Genomic DNA, 22014 nt, shown 5'->3' on the forward strand with positions numbered 1-22014 from the left:
AATGAATTTGGCGTTGTCAGTGACCGCGCAAATGGCGGTATTAACATCTGGACGGCTATTTTAGAGAGGCGAGGGCGGGATTGCCAGAAAAATGTGTGACCGGCCCGGCGCCCCGCAGTGGGTCTTGGGGAGAATAATTTGCGCCACCCGGCCGTCTTTGGGACAATAACCGCCGTTTTGTTCACCCTTCTTTAAAGAATTTCTCAGGAGATGTCGATGCCTTCTCGTCAAGTGCTGGCCAATGCCGTGCGCGCGCTCAGTATGGATGCGGTACAGAAAGCCAATTCCGGTCACCCCGGAGCCCCCATGGGCATGGCGGATATCGCCGAGGTGTTGTGGCGTGATTACCTGCAGCACAACCCGGCCAACCCGAACTGGGCCGACCGCGACCGCTTTATTCTGTCCAACGGCCACGGTTCCATGCTGCTGTACTCCCTGCTGCACCTGACCGGCTACGAGCTGTCCATCGACGATCTGAAACAGTTCCGCCAGCTGCACTCCAAGACCCCCGGCCACCCGGAATACGGCTACGCCCCGGGCGTGGAAACCACCACCGGCCCCCTGGGTCAGGGTATTACCAATGCCGTGGGCATGGCCATCGCAGAAAAGGCCCTGGCGGCCCAGTTCAACCAGCCCGGCCATGAGGTAGTGGATCACTTCACCTATACCTTCCTGGGCGACGGCTGCCTGATGGAAGGCATTTCCCACGAAGCCTGCTCCCTGGCCGGTACGCTGGGCCTGGGCAAGCTGATTGCCTTCTGGGATGACAACGGCATCTCCATCGACGGTGAAGTGGACGGCTGGTTCAGCGACGACACTCCCAAGCGCTTCGAAGCCTACGGCTGGCAGGTAATCCCCGCCGTCGACGGCCACGACAGCGCCGCTGTGGCCGCCGCCATCGAGGCCGCCCGTGCCGATACCACTCGTCCGACCCTGATCTGCTGCAAGACCGTGATCGGCTTCGGCTCGCCCAACAAGGGCGGCAGCCACGACTGCCACGGCGCGCCTCTGGGTGAAGATGAAATTGCCGCCACCCGCGAGCAGCTGGGCTGGCATTACGCCCCCTTTGAAATCCCTGCCGAGGTTTACGGCGAGTGGGACGCCAAGGCCAAGGGTGCCGAGCTGGAAGCTGGCTGGAATGCCAAATTCGACGCCTATGCCGCCGAGTTTCCCGAGCTGGCCGCCGAGCTCAAGCGCCGCCTGAACGGTGAACTGCCTGCCGACTGGGAACAGCAGAGCGCCGATTTCATCAAGGGCCTGCAGGCCGCGCCGGCCAAGATCGCCACCCGCAAGGCGTCCCAGAACGCCCTCGACGCCTTTGGCAACCTGCTGCCCGAGCTTCTGGGCGGCAGTGCCGACCTGGCTCCTTCCAACCTGACCATGCACAAGGCTTCAAAGGCCATCAGCGCCGACGACGCGTCGGGCAACTACCTGCACTATGGTGTGCGTGAGTTCGGCATGAGCGCCATCATGAACGGTATTGCCCTGCACGGTGGTTTCGTGCCCTACGGCGGCACCTTCCTGATGTTTGTGGAATATGCCCGCAACGCCGTGCGCATGGCCGCCCTGATGAAGCAGCGTTCCATCTTTGTTTATACCCACGACTCCATTGGTCTGGGTGAAGACGGCCCGACCCACCAGCCGGTGGAGCAGATCGCCTCTCTGCGTCTGACCCCCAACATGAGCACCTGGCGCCCCTGTGATCAGGTGGAGTCCGCCGTGGCCTGGAAACACGCCATCGAGCGCAAGGACGGCCCCACCTCACTGATCTTTTCCCGCCAGGGTCTGGGCCAGATGGAGCGTACCGAGGCCCAGCTGGCCGACGTGGCCAAAGGTGGCTATGTGCTGCGCGACTGCGCCGGCACCCCCGAGCTGATCCTGATCGCCACCGGCTCCGAGGTCGAGTTGGCCATGGCCGCCGCCGAGCAGCTGACTGAAAAAGGTCGTGCCGTACGCGTGGTGTCCATGCCGTCTACCGACGTGTTTGACGCCCAGAGCGCTGAGTACCGTGAAAGCGTGCTGCCCGCCGCCGTGACCAAGCGTGTGGCGGTAGAAGCCGGCATTCGCGATTTCTGGTTCAAGTACGTGGGCTTTGGTGGTGACATCATCGGCATGTCCAGCTTTGGCGAGTCGGCTCCTGCCGGCGACCTGTTCAAGCTGTTCGGGTTCACCACTGACAACGTGGTAGAGAAGGCCGAGGCCCTGCTGGCCTGAGCCAGCTAACGCCATGAATGACAAAAACCGGCTTTCGAGCCGGTTTTTTTGTGCCCGTCATTCAGGCAGTCCATGAAACTGTGGTGTCCTCAGGAGGCGTGAATGATCCTGATCACAATTTTTTAACCGGCGAAAATTTGCTCTTAAAGGGAAAGTGCTTTCTGAACAGTATCTTGGGATTATTTTTGAACATGGGGTCAGGCTTTCCGCCGTGATTGGCATTGCTCAGCCTGTTAATGGAATGTATATATAATTATGAATTCATAATGACGCGGCGGCGTCGAAACCAAGGAGAAGGTAATGGGAAACAATCTACACGCTTTTGGCGGTTTCTTTAAAAAGAGTTTGTTAACGATTTCGCTGGGGGCCACCCTGGCCACCGCCCAGGTGAATGCCGAGACCCTGCGGGTGGCCGGCAACTTTGCCGTGGACCACTCCAGCACCCTCGCCATGGAAGTGTTTAAAAAGGAAGTCGAGACGGCCACCGACGGTGATATTGACGTTAACCTGTTCCCGGCCATGCAGCTGGGCGGCGCCTCCGAGAACGTGGATCAGGTGCGTTCCGGTGTGCTCAACATGACCTGGATTGGTGCCTCTTTTCTGTCGCGCACCGTGCCCGAGCTGGAAGCGGTGAGCCTGCCGTTTCTGTTCAAGGACCGGGAAACCGCCTTTAAGGTGATCGACGGCCGGGTAGGGGATCTGCTTAACGAAAAACTGGCCGACAAGGGCTTTGTGGCCCTGGGCTTTATGGAGCTGGGTCCGCGCCACATCACCAACAGCGTGCGTCCTATCGAGTCCATTGATGACTTTGACGGCCTCAAGATCCGGCTGCAGCCCAACGAAACCCATCTCAAAACCTTCCGCGCTCTGGGTGCCAGCCCGACCTCCATGGGCATCAACGAGGTGTATTCCGCCCTGCAGCAGAACGTCATCGACGGTCAGGAAAACCCCTTCAGCATCATTCGCAAAAACAACTATCAGGAAGTGCAGCAGTACCTGACTGATACCGGCCATTTCTTTGACTTTATCGTGGTGGTGGCCAACAAGCGTCGTTTTGACAAGCTCTCCGACGAGGAGCAGCAGGCGGTGCGCCAGGCCATGGCCAAGGCGGTGGAGTGGCAGCGTGAAAAGGCCGCCGAGGAAGATCTGGAGTCCCGGGACCAGCTGGTGGCCGCCGGCATGAAATTCAACAGCGTCAGCCCCGAACTGCACCAGCAGATGCAGGACAAAACCGCGGGCATTATCGACGAGCTGAAAGATCGCCTCGGTGATGAGCTGGTGAACGCCGTACTGGAGGACGCCAAGTCATGACAACCGGTCATTCCGAGCAGCCGCAAATGCTGAACGGAGCCGGGCCTCTGCCTGCACCGGCGGCGCTGGTCCGCCGGTACCTGCTGAGGCTGGATGCAGCCTCCCGCTATACCATCTGCGTCTGTATGGCAGTGATGGTATTGCTGGTCTCGGCTCAGGTGTTCTGTCGTTATCTGCTGGCCGAATCCATCGACTGGGCCGACGAAATGTCACGTCTGGCTTTTGTCTGGGCTGTGTTTCTGGCCATTCCCCATGGCCTCAAGCATGGCGTTCATGTGGGCATCGATGTGCTGACCAACAAGCTGTCACCGCGTGTGCAGGAAGGGCTGAGCCGGCTGATGATGCTGGTCAGCGGCCTGCTGATGGTGGTGGTGTGTTACCAGGCGGTACTGGTGGCCATCGACGGTTGGGGTGAGCTGATGCCCACCATTCCGGTCAGTGCCTCGGTGTTTTACATCCCGGTGATGCTGAGCTGTGGCCATGGCCTGCTGCATCTGTTGTTCATGGCCTGGCAAGGCGCCCATATCTGGGCTGACAAGGAGGAAGCCGCATGACCACACTGGCGATTATCCTGTTCCTGGTGCTGGCCCTGCTGGGTATGCCCCTGGCCTTTTCTCTGGGCCTGGCGGCCCTGGGTGGACTGGCCTGGAGCGGCATTGAACTGTCGGTGCTGCCCCAGCGCATGATGCATGCGGTCAACTCCTTTCCGCTGATGGCGATTCCGCTGTTCATGCTGGCGGGTGAGCTGATGGTGGGCGGTCAGGTGATGCAACGCACCATCGACTTTGCCAATGCCTTCGTCGGCCGGGTCAAGGGCGGTCTGGCGCACGTCACCCTGCTGTCCGGTCTGGGCCTGGCTTCGGTCACCGGTGCTGCCGTGGCGGGCGCCAGTGCCCTGGGTACCACCATGATGCCGGCGATGAAAAAGCACTACGACGCGGGCTTTGGCTCGGCGGTGGTGGCCTCGGCGTCCAACCTGGGACCCATCATTCCGCCCAGCGCGGCAATGATTGTCTACGCCCTGATGGCCGGTTCTTCGGTTTCCGTGGGTGGCCTGTTCATGGCGGGTGTGGTGCCGGGTGTGCTGCTGGTGGTGGGCATGATGGTGCTGTCGACCTGGATTGCGCACCGCAAGGGCTACCCGCCCACGGGTGAACCTTTCAGCCTGAAGAACCTGCTGGTGCAGACCAAACGGGCCGGGGCCATCATGCTGATGCCGGTGATCGTGATTGGCGGCATTGTCGGCGGCGTCTTTACTGCGACCGAAGGGGCGGCCATCGCCGTGGTGTATGCCTTTATCATCGGTAAATGGGTGACCCGCAAGCTGGCCTGGGTTGATCTGCCCGGCTGCATGTTCCGCGCCGCCGTGACCTCGGCAGTGGTGGGTGCGCTGATCGCTTTTGCAACACCGCTGACTTTCCTGTTCACCATCGATCTCATTCCGATGCGGCTGTCGGAGCTCATTCAGAGCATTACCGACAACCCCCAGGTGTTCCTGGCGTTGGTGATGGCGATGTTGCTGGTGGTGGGCATGTTCCTGGAATCGAACGCCGCCTACATCATGCTGGTGCCGCTGTTTGCGCCCATTGCGCTGGCCTACGGTATCGACCCGCTGTATTTCGGCTTTCTGTTCGTGTTCAACCTGGTGATCGGCATGATGACGCCGCCGGTCGGGGTGTTGCTGTTCGTGATGTGCGGCATCGCCAAAATACCCATGTCTCAACTATTGCGCTACGTATGGCCCTTTATTGCCCTGCAATACCTGGTGCTGGCGCTGTGCTGGATTTTCCCCGAGGTAGTGACGGCCCTGCCGCACGCCCTGGGTTACTGATAACTGAATGAAACATAATGACAAGCAAGGAGCTAACCATGACTGAACGTACTCTGCTGGGCGTACTGACCCCTTCTTCCAACACTACCCTGGAGCCGGTGACCGGCGACATTCTGCACGGTGTGGATGGCGTCAGCGCCCACTTTGGCCGCCTCAAGGTGACCGAGATTTCCCTGACCGATCATGCCCTGAGCCAGTTCGACAACGAGCCCTTTCTGCAGGCGTCCCGGCTGCTGGCCGATGCCAAGGTGCAGTCCATTACCTGGAGCGGCACCTCGTCCGGCTGGCGCGGTTTTCAGGATGACGAGATCCTGTGCCAGGCCATTACCGACGCCACCGGCATTCCCGCCACCACCTCGGTGCTGGCGCTGAACGAGCTGTTCCAGCTTACCGGCGTCAAGCGCTTTGGCCTGGTGACCCCTTACCTGCACGATGTGCAGAAAAAGGTGGTGGCCACCTACGCCGATGCCGGCTTTGAATGCGTGGCCGAGCGCCACCTCAATGACAAGGGCAACTTCTCCTTCTCCGAGGTGAGCGAAGAGACCATTGAGCAAATGGTGCGTGAGGTAGCGGCCGAGGGCCAGTGTGACGCCATCACCATCTTCTGCACCAACCTCCGCGGCGCCCGGGTGGCCGCTCGGCTGGAAAAAGAGCTGGGTATTCCCATCTACGACACCGTCTCTACCGGTGTGTGGAAGGGCATGCTGCTGGCCGACTCGGATCCGAGCCAGATCCAGGGGTGGGGCTCTTTGTTTTCGGTTAAGCCGTAATTATATATTATATAATTCATGAATGAAGGCGGCCTGGTCGGCGAGTGCCATACTCCCTGCCAGGCTGTTTTTGTGATTTCTTATTCATAATGCGATTGAGATCACCCTTGTCCGCCTCGGGCATACCGTTTTGGCCGGCAACGGATTAAGGTAATCGATCAATAACATTCATATAACAGGAGCACGATATGGCAAGCAGTGTGAATTCCCTGAGCCAGGGTTCCCTGCGGCGACGCTCGCTGCATGAGGAAGTGGCCGACTGCGTGCGCACCATGATCATCGAGGGTGAGCTGAAAGAAGGGGAGCGCATCAATGAACCGGCCCTGTGTAAACAGCTGGATATCTCCCGCACGCCGCTGCGTGAAGCCCTCAAGGTGCTGCACTCGGAAGGCATTGTCACCATCGAGCCCAACCGGGGCGCACGGGTGGCGGTGATCACGCCGGACGAAATTCGCGAGCACTTTGAAATCATTTGTTCCCTGGAGCGCCGTGCCGCCGAGCTCACCGCCGAACGGGCCACGGCCGCCGACCTGGAGCAGCTGACCCGGCTGCAGTATCAGTTGGAAGGCTATCATCGGGCTCAGGACAAGCAGCAGTATTTCGAAATCAACCAGCATATTCACCGGCTGATTATCGAGCTTGCCGGCAACGACACTCTGATCCAGCTGCATCATCAGCTGATGAACAAGGTCAGCCGGGGTCGTTATCTGGCCATTGGCTTTCATCATCGCTGGGACGAGTCCGTGACCGAGCATCAGCAACTGCTGGACGCTCTTAAAGCCGGTGACGGCGACAGGGCAGGGCGCATTCTGGCCGAGCACGTCATGCATACCGGCAAGCTGCTGGTCAGTGAACTGGAGAAAAAACAGCAAAAAGCGGGCTAAGCCGCTAGCCGGAGCGGCGCCAGGCCCCGCTCTTGTTTTTTTGATGGTTTCTTCGTTTTTCTTTTTCTCTCTTTAATCTCTTTTTCTTCCTCTCTGCCAGCCGGTGCTCCGGCTGTTGCCTGACCGTCTTGGCTTTTTCTTCCCAACTGCCGGTAACGACATCGTGTCTCCGCGATAGCCAGTTGTTTTTTAGCGAGTCCGCATTTAAGGCATGCCACTTTTTTATACAAAACCCACTTGTTAACAATTTGTTTTGTTTGTGCGATCCCGTTCACATTCCCGTTACTACCGGTTTGAAAGCTTCAACAAGCAATGATTAATTACGTATACATAATTATGAATGCAATCTAGTGGATTGGAACAACATCAAGGAGTGACCCATGTCCGAGTTTGATCTGGTGATTCGAAACGGCCGCATTGCCACCGCCGCCGACGTAACCGACTGTGATATCGGTATCAAGGACGGCCGTATTGTGGCTCTGGGCCTGAACCTGGGCGAGGGTAGGGAAGAGATTGACGCCAGTGGCCAGCTGGTGCTGCCGGGCGGCGTGGATGCCCACTGTCATCTGGATCAGCCGATGCCTGACGGGCTGCGCATGGCCGACGACTTTTACACCGGCACCCGCTCCGCAGCCTGTGGCGGCACTACCACCGTCATGCCCTTTGCCGCCCAGGAAAAAGGCCAGTCGCTGAAGGCGGCGGTAGAAGACTACCACCAGCGTGCCGAGGGCAAGGCGGTGGTGGATTACGCCTTTCACCTGATCGTCAGTGACCCCACCGAAACCGTGCTCAAGGAAGAGCTGCCGGAGCTGATCCGCCAGGGTTGTACTTCGTTCAAGATTTACATGACCTACGACGACCTCAAGCTCAACGACGGTCAGATCCTCGACGTGCTGGCGCTGGCCCGGGACGAAGGCGCCATGGCCATGATCCACGCCGAAAACGCCGACTGCATCGGCTGGCTGACCAAGCGGCTGATCGACGCCGGTCACACCGCGCCAAAATACCATGCCGCCGCCCGCCCCATGCTGGTGGAGCGGGAAGCCACTCACAGGGTCATCGCCCTGTCCGAGCTGGTGGACGTGCCCATTCTGATTGTGCATGTGTCCGGTGAAGAGGCGGTGGAGCAAATTCGCTGGGCCCGCAGCAAGGGCATCAGCATCTACGCCGAAACCTGCCCCCAGTACCTGTTCCTGACCGCCGAAGATCTGGGTATTGACGGCTACGAAGGCGCCAAGTGCGTGTGCAGTCCGCCACCCCGGGATGAAGCCAACCAGCAGGTGATCTGGGACGGCCTGGAAGACGGTCTGTTTACCATCTTCTCGTCTGACCATGCCCCGTTCCGTTACGAAGACCCCCAGGGCAAGAAGCCGAACGGCGAAGAGGTGGACTTTCCCTATATTCCCAACGGCATTCCCGGCCTGGAAACACGGCTGCCGCTGTTGTTCTCGGAAGGGGTCAACAAGGGCCGCATTACCCTCAACCGCTTCGTGGAGCTGACCGCCACCAACCCGGCCAAGCTCTACGGCCTGTATCCGCAAAAGGGCAGCATTGCCGTGGGCGCCGATGCCGATATCGCCATCTGGGATCCGAAGCGTGAAGTGGTCATTCAGAACGAACTGCTGCATCACGATGTGGATTACACCCCCTACGAGGGTCAGGTGGTCACCGGCTGGCCGGTGCTGACCCTGAGCCGGGGCAAGGTGGTGTGGCGGGACGGCGAGGTGCTGGGCCAGGCCGGTGATGGCCGCTTTTTGCCCTGCGGCAAGCCGGACATGGCCAAACCCAAGGTGCGGCGCTGAGCAAGCGAACAAGGACGATTTCGGGCAGGCCGGTTCAATACGGATCGGCCGCCCACTCACAGAGCAGTTCAAGGAGTGAATATGTCATACAAAAGCGGGCGTCATTTTCTGCAGATCCCGGGCCCCTCACCGGTACCGGAGCGTCTGGTTCGCGCCATGTCACAAGCGGTGATCGATCACCGCGGGCCGGAGTTCGGTGAGCTGGGTCGCGATGTGCTGGCCGGCATCAAGCGCATTTTCCAGACCGACAGCCCGGTGGTGATTTATCCCGCCTCCGGCACCGGCGCCTGGGAAGCGGCGCTGGTCAACACCCTGAGCCCCGGCGACCGGGTACTGATGTGTGAAACCGGTCAGTTTGCCACCCTCTGGCATGAGCTGGCCACTCGTTTGGGCGTGGAAGTGGAATTTCTGCCCGGCGACTGGCGCCACGGCGCCAGCCCGGAAGCCATTGCCGAGCGCCTGAGCCAGGACACCGAGCATCACATTCAGGCAGTGTGCGTGGTGCACAACGAAACCTCTACTGGCGTCACCAGCCGTATTGCCGATATTCGCCGTGCCATCAACGGCACCGGCCATCCGGCGCTGTTTATGGTGGACACCATTTCGGGTCTGGCCTCAGCCGAATACAAGCACGATGAATGGGGCGTGGATGTCACCGTGTCCGGCTCGCAAAAAGGCCTGATGCTGCCCCCCGGCATCAGCTTCAATGCCCTGAGCGACAAGGCCCTGGCCCGCAGCAAGCAGGCCAGACTGCCGAAATCCTACTGGGACTGGGCGTCCATGCTGGCGGGCAACGCCACCGGTTATTTTCCCTACACGCCCGCCACCAACCTGCTCTATGGCCTGAAGGAAGCCATCGTCATGCTGGAAGAGGAGGGGCTGGATAACGTCTTTGCCCGTCACCAGCGCCATGCCGAGGCCACCCGCCGGGCGGTACAGGCCTGGGGCCTGGAAGTGCTGTGCCTTAACCCCGAGGAATACAGCCCGGTACTGACCACGGTACTGCTGCCGGAAGGTCACGACGCCGACGCCCTGCGCAAGGTCATTCTGGATCGCTTCGACATGTCGCTGGGCGCGGGTCTTGGCAAGCTCAAGGGCCGGGTGTTCCGCATCGGTCACCTGGGCGACATCAATGACCTCACCCTGCTCGGCACCCTGGCCGGCGTCGAGATGGGGCTGGTGGCGGCGGGCGTGCCCCACAGTCAGGGCGGTGTACAGGCCGCCATGCGTTTTCTGGCCGACCACTAAGGATTTCGGTGGCCCGCGGCGTGTGGGTCACCTGTTCATGCAATTAGCATATTCAAGGAAGGACAACCTCATGATGAGAAAACTGATCGTATCCACCCTGCTGGGCAGTGTTCTGGCGTCCACTCCGGCCCTGGCCGAAACCATCAACCTCAAGGTCATTGGTCAGCCGCTGGCGACCGGTCTGATCCAGAAAAACAAGGAACAGCCGTTTTTTGAAAACCTGGCCGAAAAGACCGGCCTGCCGCTCAAGGTCAACTATAAGCCCCTCGATACCACCGGCATCAAGGACGTGGAACAACTGCGGGTACTGAAATCCGGCCTGTTTGACCTGATCTCCCTGCGCATGTCCCAGATTTCCCGGGATGAGCCCACCATTCTGGGTCTGGATCTGGTGGGTCTGAACCCGGACTTCGAGCAGGGCCGCAAGGTGGTGGCCGCCTACAAGGACACCGTGGATCAGCGTCTGCAGGAGCGCTTCAACACCAAGCTGCTGGGCGTATGGCCCTTTGGCCCTCAGGTGCTGTTCTGTAACCACCCCATCAACGGCCTGGAAGACGTCAAGGGCCTGAAGGTACGGGTGTATGACCAGAACCTGGCCCAGTTTGTGGAATCCGTGGGCGGTGTGCCGGTGCCGGTGGCCTTTGGTGATGTGCACCAGAGTCTGGCGCTGGGCATGATTGAGTGTGCCATTACCGGCCCCAGTTCCGCCAACTCCGCGGGCTGGCCGGAAGTGACCACCCACATGCTGCCCCTGGGTTTCCAGCTGGCGCTGAACGGCTACGGCATCAACCTCAAGGCCTGGAACAAGCTGGATGAAGCGCAGCAGCAGACCCTGCAGGCCGCCTTTGACGAGCTGAATGAGGAAATCTGGAGCTACTCGGAAGAGCTGTTCCTGGATGCCAGCCGCTGTAACGTGGGTGAGCAGCCCTGTGAAACCGGCAAGTCCTTCAACCTGGTGGAAGTGCCGGTGAACGAAGCCGACCTGGCCACCGTGGCCAGCACAGTGACTCAGGTGTCCTACCCGACCTGGGCCGAGCAGTGCGACAAGTCAAACCCTGACTGCTCTGCCAACTGGAAACGGGACCTGAAGGATATCGTGGGCCTGTAACCAACCTCAACGCCGGCAGATGCCGGCGTTGTTGTCAGAATGACACTAAAAGTGGACCGGTTGGCGGTGCGGGCAGGCAAGCCCGGTGGTCGCCGACACCACGCCCGGCAAGCAAGGTGGCAACAGCCCCTTGCAGCCGGCTACAAGGAGACGTTGACATGAAGCGAATAGAGCAACTGACCAGCCTGGTATTTGGCGGCATGTTTCTGCTGTTGTCGCTGATGATTGCGGTAGAAACCCTGCTGCGCAAGTTTTTCAAGATATCGTTGCAGGGGGTCGATGAGCTGAGCGGTTACGCCCTGGCCGTGGGCGCCACTCTGGCGTTTACCATCGCCCTGTTTGGCCGTGCGCACATGCGCATCGACATTTTTCATGAGCGGCTGCCAAAGGGTCTGCAGAGCGTGCTGAACTGGCTTTCCGCCATGTTTATGAGCGGTCTGGGTCTGTTCCTGGCCTGGGTCTGTCTGAATGTGGTGCGCGAAACCATGGATTACGGCAGCACCTCCCAGACGCCCTGGGCGACGCCGCTGATTTATCCCCAGAGTGTCTGGATGGCGGGCCTGGCGGTATTTGCCCTGGTAGCACTGGGCTATGGCCTGCGTGCCACCTGGCTGCTGGCAACCGGCCGGCACCAGACACTGAACAATGAGTTTAACCCCAAAGGGGTAAGTGAAGAGCTGAAGGAAGAGCTGGCCGACTTTGCCCAGCGCCAGCAGCAACAGGATCAAAACACCGTGGCGCCAAAACTGGCCGGGGAGGGTGCACAATGACTGTAACCACCGTTTTTATCGGCTTTTTCGCCATGCTCGGCATGCTGCTGCTGGGGGTGCCCATCGCCGTGGCCATGGCCCTGATTGGGGTGATTGGCGGCATCATGGTGTTCGACTGGACCTTTATGGATTCTATCGGTTCCGTGGTCTGGAGTGTGCACAACGAAGCGTTGCTGACCGCCATTCCGCTGTTCATTCTGCTGGGTGAGCTGCTGCTGCGCAGCGGCATCGCCGACAAGATGTTCCTGTCCATGTCGGCCTGGCTGGGCCGGTTGCCCGGTGGCCTGCTGCACACCAACATCGGCTCCTGTGCCCTGTTTGCCGCCACCTCCGGCTCCTCGGTGGCCACCGCCGCCACCATAGGTACAGTAGCGCTGCCGTCGCTGCAGGAACGCAAGTACTCCATGCGTCAGTCCCTGGGCAGCCTGGCGGCCGGTGGCACCTTAGGGATCCTTATTCCGCCCAGCGTCAATATGCTGATCTACGGCTCGCTCACCAACAACTCCATCGGCAAGCTGTTTATGGCGGGGCTTATTCCCGGCGTCATGCTGAGCCTGCTGTTCATGGTGTATATCGGCTTTGCCAACCGCGGCAAGGGCAGCATTCGTGAAGAAAAACTGCCGCTGTCCGAGAAGCTGCGTCTGTCCCGCCACCTGATCCCGCCTGCGGTGGTATTCGGTATCGTCATGGGCAGCATCTACAGCGGCCTGGCCACCGCCACCGAGTCGGCTGCCCTGGGCGTGATGACCGCCCTCTGGTTTGCCTGGCGCTCCGGCCGGCTGTCACTGAATTTCCTGCAGGAATGTTTTGTGCAGACCGCGCGCATTACCGGCATGATCCTGCTCATCATCACCGCCGCCTTTGTGCTTAACCTCACCATCAGCCTCACCGGCGTGGTGGACGAACTGACCGCCTGGGTAACCTCCTTTGGCCTCAGTGCCACCGGTCTGTTGCTCATCCTCATCCTGTTCTACCTGGCACTCGGTATGTTCATGGACGTGTTGTCGATGCAGGTGCTGACCATTCCCATCACCTATCCCATCGTGACCGCTTTGGGTGTGGACCCCATCTGGTACGGCGTGTTCGTAGTGCTGATGTGTGAGCTGGCGCTGATCACTCCGCCGGTGGGCATGAACCTGTTCGTGGTACAGAGTGTACGCAAGGACGGTGGCAACATCAGTGATGTGATGTGGGGCGTGGTGCCGTTCATCCTGATCATGATGCTGTTTACCTTCAGTCTGATGACCTTCCCGGAGATCGCCCTGTGGCTGCCCAACATGATGTAACCCAAAGCTGGCGCCTCGGCGCCCTGGAGCTGGCGGCGGCGTATGCCGCCAGCACCCTGACCCCGCTGGCGGTGGTCGACGCGCTGGGCGAGCGTATCGCCCGGCTCAACCCCGAACTCAACGCCCTGATAACGATAAACCCGGCGGCCAGTGAGGAGGCCGCCGCCGCCACTAGGCGGTGGGCCGAAGGCCGGCCGTTGAGCGCCCTTGATGGTGTGCCGCTGACGGTCAAGGATCACCTCAACGTGCGTGGCCTGGCCACCACCTGGGGCAACCTGGCCCTGGCCGGCAACATTGCTCACGAGGAAGAGCTGGCGGTGGCCCGCTGCCGGGCCGCGGGCCTGGTGATACTCGGCAAGACCAATGTGCCCGAGTTCACCCTGGAGGGGTATACCGACAACCCCTTGTTCGGTGTGACCCGCAACCCCTGGAACCCGGGTCTGACCCCGGGCGGCTCCAGCGGCGGCGCGGTGGCGAGTGTGGCTGCGGGGCTGGCGCCGCTGGCGCTGGGCACCGACGGCGGTGGCTCCATTCGCCGGCCGGCGTCCCATACCGGCCTGGTGGGGCTCAAGCCTTCCATCGGCGCCGTGGCCCGGGCCGGCAGCCTGCCCCAGGTGATGCTCGACTTTGAAGTGGTGGGGCCACTGGCCCGCAGCGCCGCTGATGCCGAGGCCCTGTACCGCATTATCGCCGGACCGGACCGGCGGGATCCCGCTTCCTGGCGCACTCACTCCGAGGCACCGGCCGGCAAGTTGCGTATTCACTATGTGCCCCGTTTCGGCGAGCAGCCCCTGAATGCCGAGATCGCCGAGAACGTGGAGCGAGCGCTGGCGGTGTTTGAGCGCCAGGGCCACCGGGTAACCCAAGGGGAGCTGCCGTTCTCCTTTGAGCCGGTGGACCGCTTCTGGCCCATGCTGGGAGTCACCGCAGTGGCGGCCATTTTCCACGCCTTTCCCGAGACCGAGCCCGAGGCCGCCGAGCGCTTTCGCGACATGGCCGAGCAGGGCCGGCAGCTGTCGGCCACCGATTACCTGTGCGGCCTGGACGGCATTCGCGGGTTTCGCCGTACCGTGGCCGAGGCCTTTGAAGAGGTCGACATCATTATGACGCCGTCGGCGGCGGCCCTGCCCTGGCCGGCGGAGCAGCCTTACCCGGTTGAGATCAACGGTCAGCCGGTGGGCCCGCGTGGCCATGCCATCTATACCGGCTGGGTGAACGCCAGTGGTCACCCGGCCATCAACCTGCCGGCGGCGCCGTCGGCGGACGGCCTGCCCATCGGCTTTCAGCTGGTGGCGGCCATGGGTCAGGATGAGCTGCTGCTGCGGCTGGCGGCGGAATATGAACAGCAACAACCGGGCTGGCAGTGGCCGGCGCTGGCAGAAACGAAATAACAGGATGAGCACCATGGAACAACAAGCACAACAACAAACTCAACAACAACAGGTACAGGAAGCGGTGGCCCGGGTACTGGCCGCCTACGAGAGCGGAAAGCAGTTCGAGGCCGGCGACGGCCCGCAAACCGTGGAGCAGGCCTACGCCATTCAGGATGGCGTGGCCCGCCACCTGTGGCCGGCAAGCCGCACCCACTGCTGGAAGGTGGGTGCCCCCAACCGGGACACCGAGCCCTACAGCGCGCCCATTCCGCCCCAAAAGGTGTATGACAGCGGCGTGACCCTGAAGGGCTGCGCCTTTCATATGATCGGCATTGAGGCGGAGCTGGCGTTTCGGGTAACGCAGCCGCTTCCGGTAAGGGCCGAGGCCTACAGTGAGCAGGAAGTACGCGCGGCCCTGGGAGAAATGTGCGTGACCCTGGAGCTGGTGGATACCCGGCTGCAGCAATGGCAGCATACCAGTGCCCTGTGGCGGCTGGCCGATAACCAGATCAGCGGCGGCCTGGTGGTGGGTAGCGGCATCAGCGACTGGCAGGGCCGGGATCTGGCGCTGCAGCCGGTGCAGCTGACCGTCAACGGCGAGGTGCTGGCGGACAAGCGCGGCGGCCATCCGCTGAGCGATCCTACCCTGCTGCTGACCTGGGCATTGAATCATCTGGTGGCGCGCAATCAAGGGCTTCAGCCCGGCGATCTGATCACCACCGGCAGCTGGACCGGCATGAAGTTCATTGAGCGCGGTGCCGAGATCAACGCGGTGTTCCCCGGTATCGGCGAGGTTGCGCTGACTATCGCATAAGGTGATTTAACAGGCGCCGGGTTGGCCCGGTAAGGAGGTTATCATCGCCTGGTTGCTTCCCGGCGGCCTGTGTGCCGCCATTATTCTGGCATTGCTGCTGCCGGGCCCCGGTGTCTGGCTGGCCCAGTGGCAGCCGCTGCCCTGGCTGGTGGCGGTGATCTTTCTGGTCAACGGCCTGCAGACCCAGGTGCGTGAGCTCAGGCCCGAAGCGGGTTTTGGCCGGGTATTCGGGCTGGCCTTAGTGATAAGCCTGTTGCTGTCGCCGCTGCTGGGGGCACTGCTGTATTATTACAGCGGCCTGGCGCCCGGGCTGGCGCTGGGGCTGCTGGTGGTGTCGGTGGTGCCGCCGACGCTGTCATCCTGCGTGGTGCTGACCCGGCTCAGCGGCGGCAACGCCCAGTGGTCGTTGTTCATGACCCTGGGGCTGAACCTGCTGGGTATTGTCACCATACCGCTGATGCTCAGCCTGCTGATTGGCAGCAGTGGTGAGCTGTCGCCCTGGCCCTTGCTGCACAAGCTGTCGTTGATGGTGCTGCTGCCCTTTGTGCTGGGTATTTTGCTGCGGTTGGTGCTGGGGGCCAGAGTGGTGCACCGCTGGATGACCCTGGTGCCCACCCTGAGCGTGGTGACCACCGCCTGGATCACCCTGTCGACCAGCCGGGCCGCCTTGCTGGCCCTGGAAGGGGCGGACTTACTGGCGCTGGCGGCCTGGTCGCTGCTGCTGCACGGCCTGTTGTTGCTGCTGTGCCGGCTGGCGGGCAGCGGTCTGGCCCGTCCGGCGCGGCTGGCGCTGATGTTTACCGCTGCCCAGAAAACCACGCCGGTGGCGGTCAGTGTGCTGGTGGCCATGAACGCCGCCGGCGGGCTGGCGGTGGTGGCCTGCCTGGTGTTTCACTTTCTGCACATGCTGGCCGACTCCCTGCTGGCGTCGCGCATTGCAGCACGCACGGCGGCCCTGGCCCGTGCCGAGGCTTAACCCTCGGCGCTGAAGGTACAGCAAAACCGGGTCGACCCGCGACCCGATGTCACCTCAATGGGCGCCTGGTGACCGTCGAGAATGGCTTTTACCAGGGCCAGCCCCAGACCATGCCCCGGACTGTGGCGGCTGTGATCGCCCCGGTACAGGCGTTCAAGGATATGGGGCAGATCGGTGTCGCTGATGCCGATGCCGCTGTCTTCGACCACCACTTCAATGCGTTGCCGGTTGCGTCTGGCACTCAGCCGCACCCGGCCTCCCACTTCCGTGTATTTGATGGCGTTGTCGAGCAGATTGGCAAAGGCCTGGCGCAGGGCCTGGGGATCGCCCTGAATGCGCAACCCTGGCGCCAGCTCGGTGACAAGGCTGATGTCCTTGTCCTCGGCGGCCAGCTCATAGAGTTCGGCCACTTCCTCCAGCAAGCGGCCCAGTTCGCAGGGCTCAAGCCGGGCTGGATCCAGCCCCTGCTCGGCGGCGGTGATCGCCAGCAGGTAATCGAGCTGGGTTTGCATGCGCTGGTTTTCCTCGGCGCAGTCGAGCAGGCTGTCGTACCAGTGCTGTGGCTCGCTGCTTGCCAATGCCTGCTCCATACTGAGGCGCTGGCGGGTCAGCGGCGTGCGCAGATCGTGGGCGGCGCTGTCGAGGGCGTGGCGCAGTCCGCTTACCAGCCGGTGAATGCGCGCCATCTGCTGGTTAAACAGCAGGGTCAGCTGGCCCAGCTCGGTATGCTTGGAAGCGGTCTGCGGCACCGGGCGATCAAGGCCGTCCCGTTGCAGGCTGCCGATGCGGTGGATCAGCGCCCGAATGGGGCGCAGGGTGCGCCGGGTCAGCCAGGCCACCAGCCCCAGGCTTATCAGCAGCATGGGCAGCAGCAGTTGCAGCATGGTCTGGCGGTAACGGGCCAGATCCTGCTGGCGGGGGCCGGACGACAGCGCCACCTGCAGCCGGTAGCCCCCAAGGGTGCGGCCCTGATGCCAGCTGCCGTCACTGAGCTGGCCGTCCATATTGGCGGGCAGGGCCGGGCCGGCGCTGAACAGGGGCTGCTGGTTCGGATCGCTGAAGCGCACCCGGTAATGGCTCAGCAGCAGAAATTCCCGATCCCGCTCCAGCACATGCAGCAGCTTGTCGGGGCCGGCGTCGTTGCTGATGCGCTGGTAGTTGTCGAGCAGGGTGGCCACCAGTTGCCGGTCCTTGTCGAGCAGGCGCTTGCCCAGCAGGTGATCCCCGGCCAGCAGCAGGCCGCCGGTGACCAGGGTCATCAGCACCAGGTACCAGAGGGTGAGGGTCAGGCCGGTGGTAAAGCGGGGCTTAATCGGCACGCAGGACATAACCAATGCCTCTCAGGGTATGCAGCAGTTTTTGAGTCTGGCCCTTGTCGATTTTGTTACGCAGCCGGCACACCAGCACGTCCACCACGTTGGTCTGGGGATCAAAGCGGTAATCCCACACTCGCTCCAGGATCTGGGTGCGAGACACCACCCGGCCCTGCTGGCGCAGCAGCAGCTCCAGCAGCACCAGCTCTCTGGGTTGCAGGGCCAGCTTGTGCTCGCCCCGCCAAGCCAGCTTGCGTGAAGGGTCCAGGCGCAGATCCGCCAGTTGCTGCAGATCCTGCGCCACTGCCGGCTGGTGCCGGCGCAGCAGTACTTCGATGCGCGCCAGCAGCTCGCTGAAGGCAAAGGGTTTGGTCAGGTAGTCGTCACCGCCGAGACGCAGCCCCTGCACCCGGTCGTCCACCGAGCGGCGGGCACTGAGCAGCAGAATGGGAAAGCCGGCGCCCTGGCCGCGCCAGTCTTGTACCAGCGACAAGCCATCCCGACCCGGCAGCATGATATCGACAATGGCGAGGGCCGGGGGCTGCTCCAGTGCGAGGGGCGCGGCGTCTTCGGCCTGGCTGCAGTGCTGCACCCGGTAGCCCTGCTCGGTCAGGCCGCGGACAAGAAAGGCGGCAATCTTGGCGTCATCTTCAACCAGCAACAGCTCCATGGCCGGGGTTCTCCGTAATTGATATGGTAAATATTGTACCGGCATCAAGGGTGGAGGCCATGAACCTTTCCATTCTGTAATGCAACGGCAAGGTGCGGGCAAGGCAGGCTGGCTATAGTGACAGGGTCATTTACAAGGAGATGCGTCATGAAAAAACTGCTTGCCGTTCTGGCCCTGGCCAGCCTGGGAGCTCAGGCCCAGACCGTGAATACACCGGTACTGACCACCGACACCGCCATCAAGCTGGTGAGCGAAGGCATCGGTCAATGCGCCAACGACGGTTATAACGTGACCGTGGCGGTGGTGGATCGCAGCGGTGCCCTCAAGGCCCTTGGGCGCCATGAGAACGCCGGCCCGCATACCCTTGAAAGCGCCCGCAAAAAGGCCTTTACCTCCGCCTCCATGGGTGTGGTGACCGCCGATCTGGCCAATAACATTGCCGACAAGCCGGCGATCTCCGGTCTTCGGGAAATGCACCCGGACATACTGATCCTGGGCGGTGGTCTGCCCATTCGCGTGAACGACCAGCTGGTGGGTGGCATTGGCATTGGCGGCGCCCCCGGCGGCCACCTGGATCAGGCCTGTGCCGAGGCGGCGCTCAAGGCAGTACTCAAGTAATGTTGGTGGGGCGGCCTATGCCTGGCCGCTCAGCCATGCCAGCAGCGCCGCTTCCGGCATGGGCCGGGCCATGAGAAAGCCCTGGCAGGCCGGGCAGCCGAGCGCCAGCAGCTGGCTACGCTGGGTCTCGGTTTCCACCCCTTCCGCCACCACCGCCAGTTTCAGTTCCCGGGCCAGTTGCAGTATGCAGGCGATAATGGCCCTGTCTTTTGGTGCATCATCCACATGGCGAATAAAGGTCCGGTCGAGCTTGAGTTCGTCCACCGGCAGTTCCTTCAGGTAGGCGAAGGAGGAATAGCCGGTGCCGAAATCGTCGATGGACAGCCCCAGTCCCAGCTCTTTCAGCCGAGTCATGCGGGCCCGGCTTTCGGTGAGGTTTTCCAGGATCACGCTTTCGGTCACTTCCAGCGTCAGTCGCTGCCGGCAGGCGGGAAACTGCTGCAACAGGGTTTCCAGCCGGGCGGTAAAGTCAGGGCTGTGAAAGTGGCGGGCACTGATGTTGACCGACAACCGCCCAGGGCCGGTACCGCTCTGGTGCCAGCGTTGCAGGTGCTCGCAGGCTTGTTGCAGCACCCAGTTGCCGATATCGCAAATCAGCGAGGTTTCTTCCGCCACCGGAATAAAGTGGCCGGGCGGAATCGGAGGCTGGCCCGCAGGCTGCCAGCGCAACAGGGCTTCCACGCCGGTGAGACCCTGATCGTCCAGCCGCACCTGAGGCTGAAAATGCAGCTGCAGCTCCTCGTTTTTCAGCGCCAGCTGCAGGGCATTGGACAACTGCAGCCGCTCCTGTACCTCCTCCGCCATTTCCGGGCTGAAAAACACATGACTGCCCGGCGCGATGCGCTTGGCCATGTGAGTAGCGGTGTCGGCCTGGCGCAAATATTCTTCCAGTGCCACCTCCGTGGCCGGAAACAGGCTGATGCCGGCGCTCATGCTCAGGTGCAGGCGCAGGCCGTTCAGCTCAAAAGGCAATGAAAACAGCTCGTTCAGGGCCTTGGCCAGCTGCTCGGTGCGGGTCTTGGTCGCGGAGTAGCCGTGGCCCAGGCGCGGGCACAGCAGCACGAACTCATCGCTGGCGATGCGCGCCAGGCTAAAGTCATCGTGCTGATCGCAGAACTGTTGCAGTCGCTGTGATACCTGGATCAGCAACTGGTCGCCCAGGGCATAGCCGAGAGAGTCGTTGATGTTCTTGAAGTCGTCGAGGTCCAGCAGCAGCAGGGCACCCCGAGTGGACTCGTGCTCGGCCAGCGCCACCGTATGGCTGATGTGATCCACCATAAAGCGGCGGTTGTGCAGGCCGGTGAGCTCGTCGAAATAGGCCATTTTCTCGATGCGCTCACGGTTGGCCTTTTGCTCGGAAATATCCTCGGCGTGACAAACGTAATGGCACAGGCCCAGGCCATCGTGCATTTGGCTGATGCGCAGGTTCACCGGCAGGGTGCGGCCATCGGTCCGGGCCAGCCGTTGTTCGCCCTGCCACCAGCCCTGATGGCGCAGCGTCCGCAGGATCATTCCTACATCCACCGTGTCCGGGCCCTTATCCCGCAACGACAACACCGGTATGCCCACCAGGCTGTCCGGCTCCAGTCCGCACATGCGGGCAAAGGCCCGGTTGGCCCGCTGGATTTGCATGCGGCTGTTGGCGATGAAAATGCCTTCCCGGGTTTCAAAGGCGGCGGCGGCCACCATCAGGTGTTCCTGATCCCGGCGGTGCTGAAGCTCGGCGGCTACCCTGGGCTCCAGCTGTGACAGCAGGGTCTTTATTTCGTTGTTGTTGGCCAGAGGCTGGTCGAACAGCAGCACCAGCACACCAAGCGGCTGGCCGCCGGTGTCCCTGAGAGAAAGGCCGGCGTAAGCCTGCAGGTCGTGCTCGGTCAGCATGGCATCGTCGGGAAAGCGCTCGGTGATGCCGGCATCGTGAATGCAGATCTGCTCCTGCGATTCCCGGCTAAAAGCGCAGGGCGTGCCTGCCAGATCGTAATTGAACGGCGGGCACAATTCTCCCCTGAGATGGCAGGCGATCACCCGTACCTGCTCCGCCTGCTGGTGTTGCAGCCCGGCCAGCACCATGCTGGCACCGGTGAGGCTGGCGAGCTGCAGCATCAGTCGGTTGAAAAAATCCTGCCCGGTATGGCGGCACAGCAAGGGCGTCAGCTGGTTCATGATGTCGTCGGCACAGCGAGAGGGCGACGGCAAGGCCGGTGCCTGCTCCAGCGCGTCTGCCAGGCGGGTGGCCAGCGTTGAGACAAACTGCATGTCGGTGGCCGACATGGGGCCGTGGGCCTGGGCGTATTCCAGGCTGAGCAGGCCGCCGGGGCCCCTGGCAAAGGGCAGAGGCACATCCAGCCGGTGACGAATGCCGTCGGCGGCCAGGTAATCAAAGGCGCTCAGCAGGGGCTGCTCGGCGCAGTTGCCAAAGCTGAGCCCGCCGCGCTGGTGCAGGGTGCGCAGGTAACGGCGGTCGGCGCGCACCGGGTGCAGGGCAAAGGGCAGCCCCTGGCTGTAGAGGGGGCGCAACAGCTCGTCGGCCTCGTAGTGGCGCCACAGAATAATGCGGTCGGGCTGCAACTGACCGGTCAGAATATCCAGTAGCGCCGGCAGCTGGCCGGAGCCCTGCTCCTGCTCGTGATCCCACTGGCGCTGCAGTTGCCATTCCATCAGCCCCCGATCGTCACGGCTTTCCTGCCGGCCGATATCGGCGCTGAGCAGCCAGTGGCCGTGCTCCACCGGCGCCAGGTGACATTGCCAGCGGTGGCCATCCACGCTCAGCCCGAGCGAGCTGGCCTCGCCGGACTGACAGGCCTGCTCCAGGCGTTGACGATCATCATCGGTCAGGCGGTTGGGCAGGGGGGCGTCGGTGTCGAATACGTTGAGCCCGTCCGGCAGGGGCGTCAGCGGATACAGACGGTATTGCGGATCCAGCCTGAAAAAGCACAGGCGGTGCTGGGCCTGGAATAGCGCAGGCAACGACATGATGGGGGCGTCCTTGTACTGTGGGCCGTAAAACCGCTTTATGGTGAAGTTGA

At 62.0% G+C, this 22014-nt stretch carries 18 protein-coding genes; 15 read left to right on the forward strand and 3 right to left on the reverse strand.

Translation table 11 applies throughout. From position 1 onward, the window contains the following. Nucleotides 1-216 precede the first annotated feature (216 nt). From tkt to Q9290_RS01580, 14 genes are all read left to right on the forward strand, one after another. A complete protein-coding gene (gene tkt / locus Q9290_RS01515) occupies nucleotides 217-2214 on the forward strand; it encodes a transketolase (RefSeq protein WP_306077863.1) in 1998 nt (665 codons plus the stop codon). A 300-nt stretch (nucleotides 2215-2514) separates the two neighbouring features. Continuing rightward, nucleotides 2515-3525, forward strand: a complete 1011-nt coding sequence (locus tag Q9290_RS01520; protein WP_306077864.1) for a TRAP transporter substrate-binding protein — start codon at nucleotides 2515-2517, stop codon at nucleotides 3523-3525. Then, the gene (locus tag Q9290_RS01525; RefSeq protein ID WP_306077865.1) at nucleotides 3522-4079 is read left to right on the forward strand and encodes a TRAP transporter small permease; all 558 of its coding nucleotides are present in this window, start codon (nucleotides 3522-3524) and stop codon (nucleotides 4077-4079) included. The genes Q9290_RS01520 and Q9290_RS01525 overlap by 4 nt, the downstream gene beginning before the upstream one ends. Next, nucleotides 4076-5356 carry a TRAP transporter large permease gene (locus tag Q9290_RS01530; RefSeq protein ID WP_306077866.1) on the forward strand — a complete coding sequence of 427 codons (1281 nt, stop codon included), beginning with the start codon at nucleotides 4076-4078 and terminating at the stop codon, nucleotides 5354-5356. The genes Q9290_RS01525 and Q9290_RS01530 overlap by 4 nt, the downstream gene beginning before the upstream one ends. Nucleotides 5357-5394: 38 nt before the next feature. After that, the gene (locus Q9290_RS01535; protein ID WP_306077867.1) at nucleotides 5395-6126 is read left to right on the forward strand and encodes a maleate cis-trans isomerase family protein; all 732 of its coding nucleotides are present in this window, start codon (nucleotides 5395-5397) and stop codon (nucleotides 6124-6126) included. A 188-nt stretch (nucleotides 6127-6314) separates the two neighbouring features. Next, complete coding sequence (locus Q9290_RS01540; protein WP_306077868.1) at nucleotides 6315-7010, forward strand: GntR family transcriptional regulator; 696 nt, start codon at nucleotides 6315-6317, stop codon at nucleotides 7008-7010. 380 nt (nucleotides 7011-7390) lie between these two features. Next, nucleotides 7391-8812, forward strand: coding sequence for a dihydropyrimidinase (gene hydA, locus Q9290_RS01545; protein ID WP_306077869.1), 1422 nt, complete (start codon nucleotides 7391-7393; stop codon nucleotides 8810-8812). Nucleotides 8813-8893: 81 nt separating this feature from the next. Then, nucleotides 8894-10060 carry a pyridoxal-phosphate-dependent aminotransferase family protein gene (locus Q9290_RS01550; protein ID WP_306077870.1) on the forward strand — a complete coding sequence of 389 codons (1167 nt, stop codon included), beginning with the start codon at nucleotides 8894-8896 and terminating at the stop codon, nucleotides 10058-10060. A gap of 70 nt (nucleotides 10061-10130) precedes the next feature. Then, nucleotides 10131-11168 (forward strand): TRAP transporter substrate-binding protein, encoded by a 1038-nt coding sequence (locus Q9290_RS01555; protein WP_306077871.1) that lies wholly within the window; start codon nucleotides 10131-10133, stop codon nucleotides 11166-11168. Nucleotides 11169-11326: 158 nt separating this feature from the next. Next, the gene (locus tag Q9290_RS01560; protein ID WP_306077872.1) at nucleotides 11327-11938 is read left to right on the forward strand and encodes a TRAP transporter small permease subunit; all 612 of its coding nucleotides are present in this window, start codon (nucleotides 11327-11329) and stop codon (nucleotides 11936-11938) included. Next, nucleotides 11935-13224 carry a TRAP transporter large permease gene (locus Q9290_RS01565; protein ID WP_306077873.1) on the forward strand — a complete coding sequence of 430 codons (1290 nt, stop codon included), beginning with the start codon at nucleotides 11935-11937 and terminating at the stop codon, nucleotides 13222-13224. The genes Q9290_RS01560 and Q9290_RS01565 overlap by 4 nt, the downstream gene beginning before the upstream one ends. Next, nucleotides 13203-14615: an amidase gene (locus Q9290_RS01570; protein WP_306077874.1), complete on the forward strand. Its 1413-nt coding sequence runs from the start codon at nucleotides 13203-13205 to the stop codon at nucleotides 14613-14615. Before Q9290_RS01565 ends, Q9290_RS01570 begins: the two co-directional genes overlap by 22 nt. A 13-nt stretch (nucleotides 14616-14628) precedes the next feature. Beyond that, nucleotides 14629-15411, forward strand: a complete 783-nt coding sequence (locus Q9290_RS01575; protein WP_306077875.1) for a 2-keto-4-pentenoate hydratase — start codon at nucleotides 14629-14631, stop codon at nucleotides 15409-15411. 52 nt (nucleotides 15412-15463) lie between these two features. Continuing rightward, the gene (locus Q9290_RS01580) at nucleotides 15464-16387 is read left to right on the forward strand and encodes a bile acid:sodium symporter (RefSeq protein ID WP_306077876.1); all 924 of its coding nucleotides are present in this window, start codon (nucleotides 15464-15466) and stop codon (nucleotides 16385-16387) included. On the opposite strand, the gene Q9290_RS01585 is transcribed toward Q9290_RS01580, so the two are convergent. Next, on the reverse strand, nucleotides 16384-17715 hold the full coding sequence (locus tag Q9290_RS01585; protein ID WP_306077877.1) for a sensor histidine kinase: 1332 nt from the start codon (nucleotides 17713-17715) through the stop codon (nucleotides 16384-16386). The two genes, Q9290_RS01580 and Q9290_RS01585, sit on opposite strands and share 4 nt — an antisense overlap. Continuing rightward, a complete protein-coding gene (locus Q9290_RS01590; RefSeq protein ID WP_306077878.1) occupies nucleotides 17696-18370 on the reverse strand; it encodes a winged helix-turn-helix domain-containing protein in 675 nt (224 codons plus the stop codon). Before Q9290_RS01590 ends, Q9290_RS01585 begins: the two co-directional genes overlap by 20 nt. A 147-nt stretch (nucleotides 18371-18517) precedes the next feature. Here Q9290_RS01590 and Q9290_RS01595 point away from each other — a divergent pair, with 147 nt between their 5' ends. Then, nucleotides 18518-18988, forward strand: coding sequence for a GlcG/HbpS family heme-binding protein (locus Q9290_RS01595; RefSeq protein WP_306077879.1), 471 nt, complete (start codon nucleotides 18518-18520; stop codon nucleotides 18986-18988). Between the two features lie 15 nt (nucleotides 18989-19003). On the opposite strand, the gene Q9290_RS01600 is transcribed toward Q9290_RS01595, so the two are convergent. Continuing rightward, nucleotides 19004-21961: a sensor domain-containing phosphodiesterase gene (locus Q9290_RS01600; protein ID WP_306077880.1), complete on the reverse strand. Its 2958-nt coding sequence runs from the start codon at nucleotides 21959-21961 to the stop codon at nucleotides 19004-19006. Nucleotides 21962-22014: the final 53 nt, after the last annotated feature.

It is taken from the genome of Oceanimonas aquatica (assembly GCF_030732065.1).
Lineage (GTDB): Bacteria > Pseudomonadota > Gammaproteobacteria > Enterobacterales > Aeromonadaceae > Oceanimonas.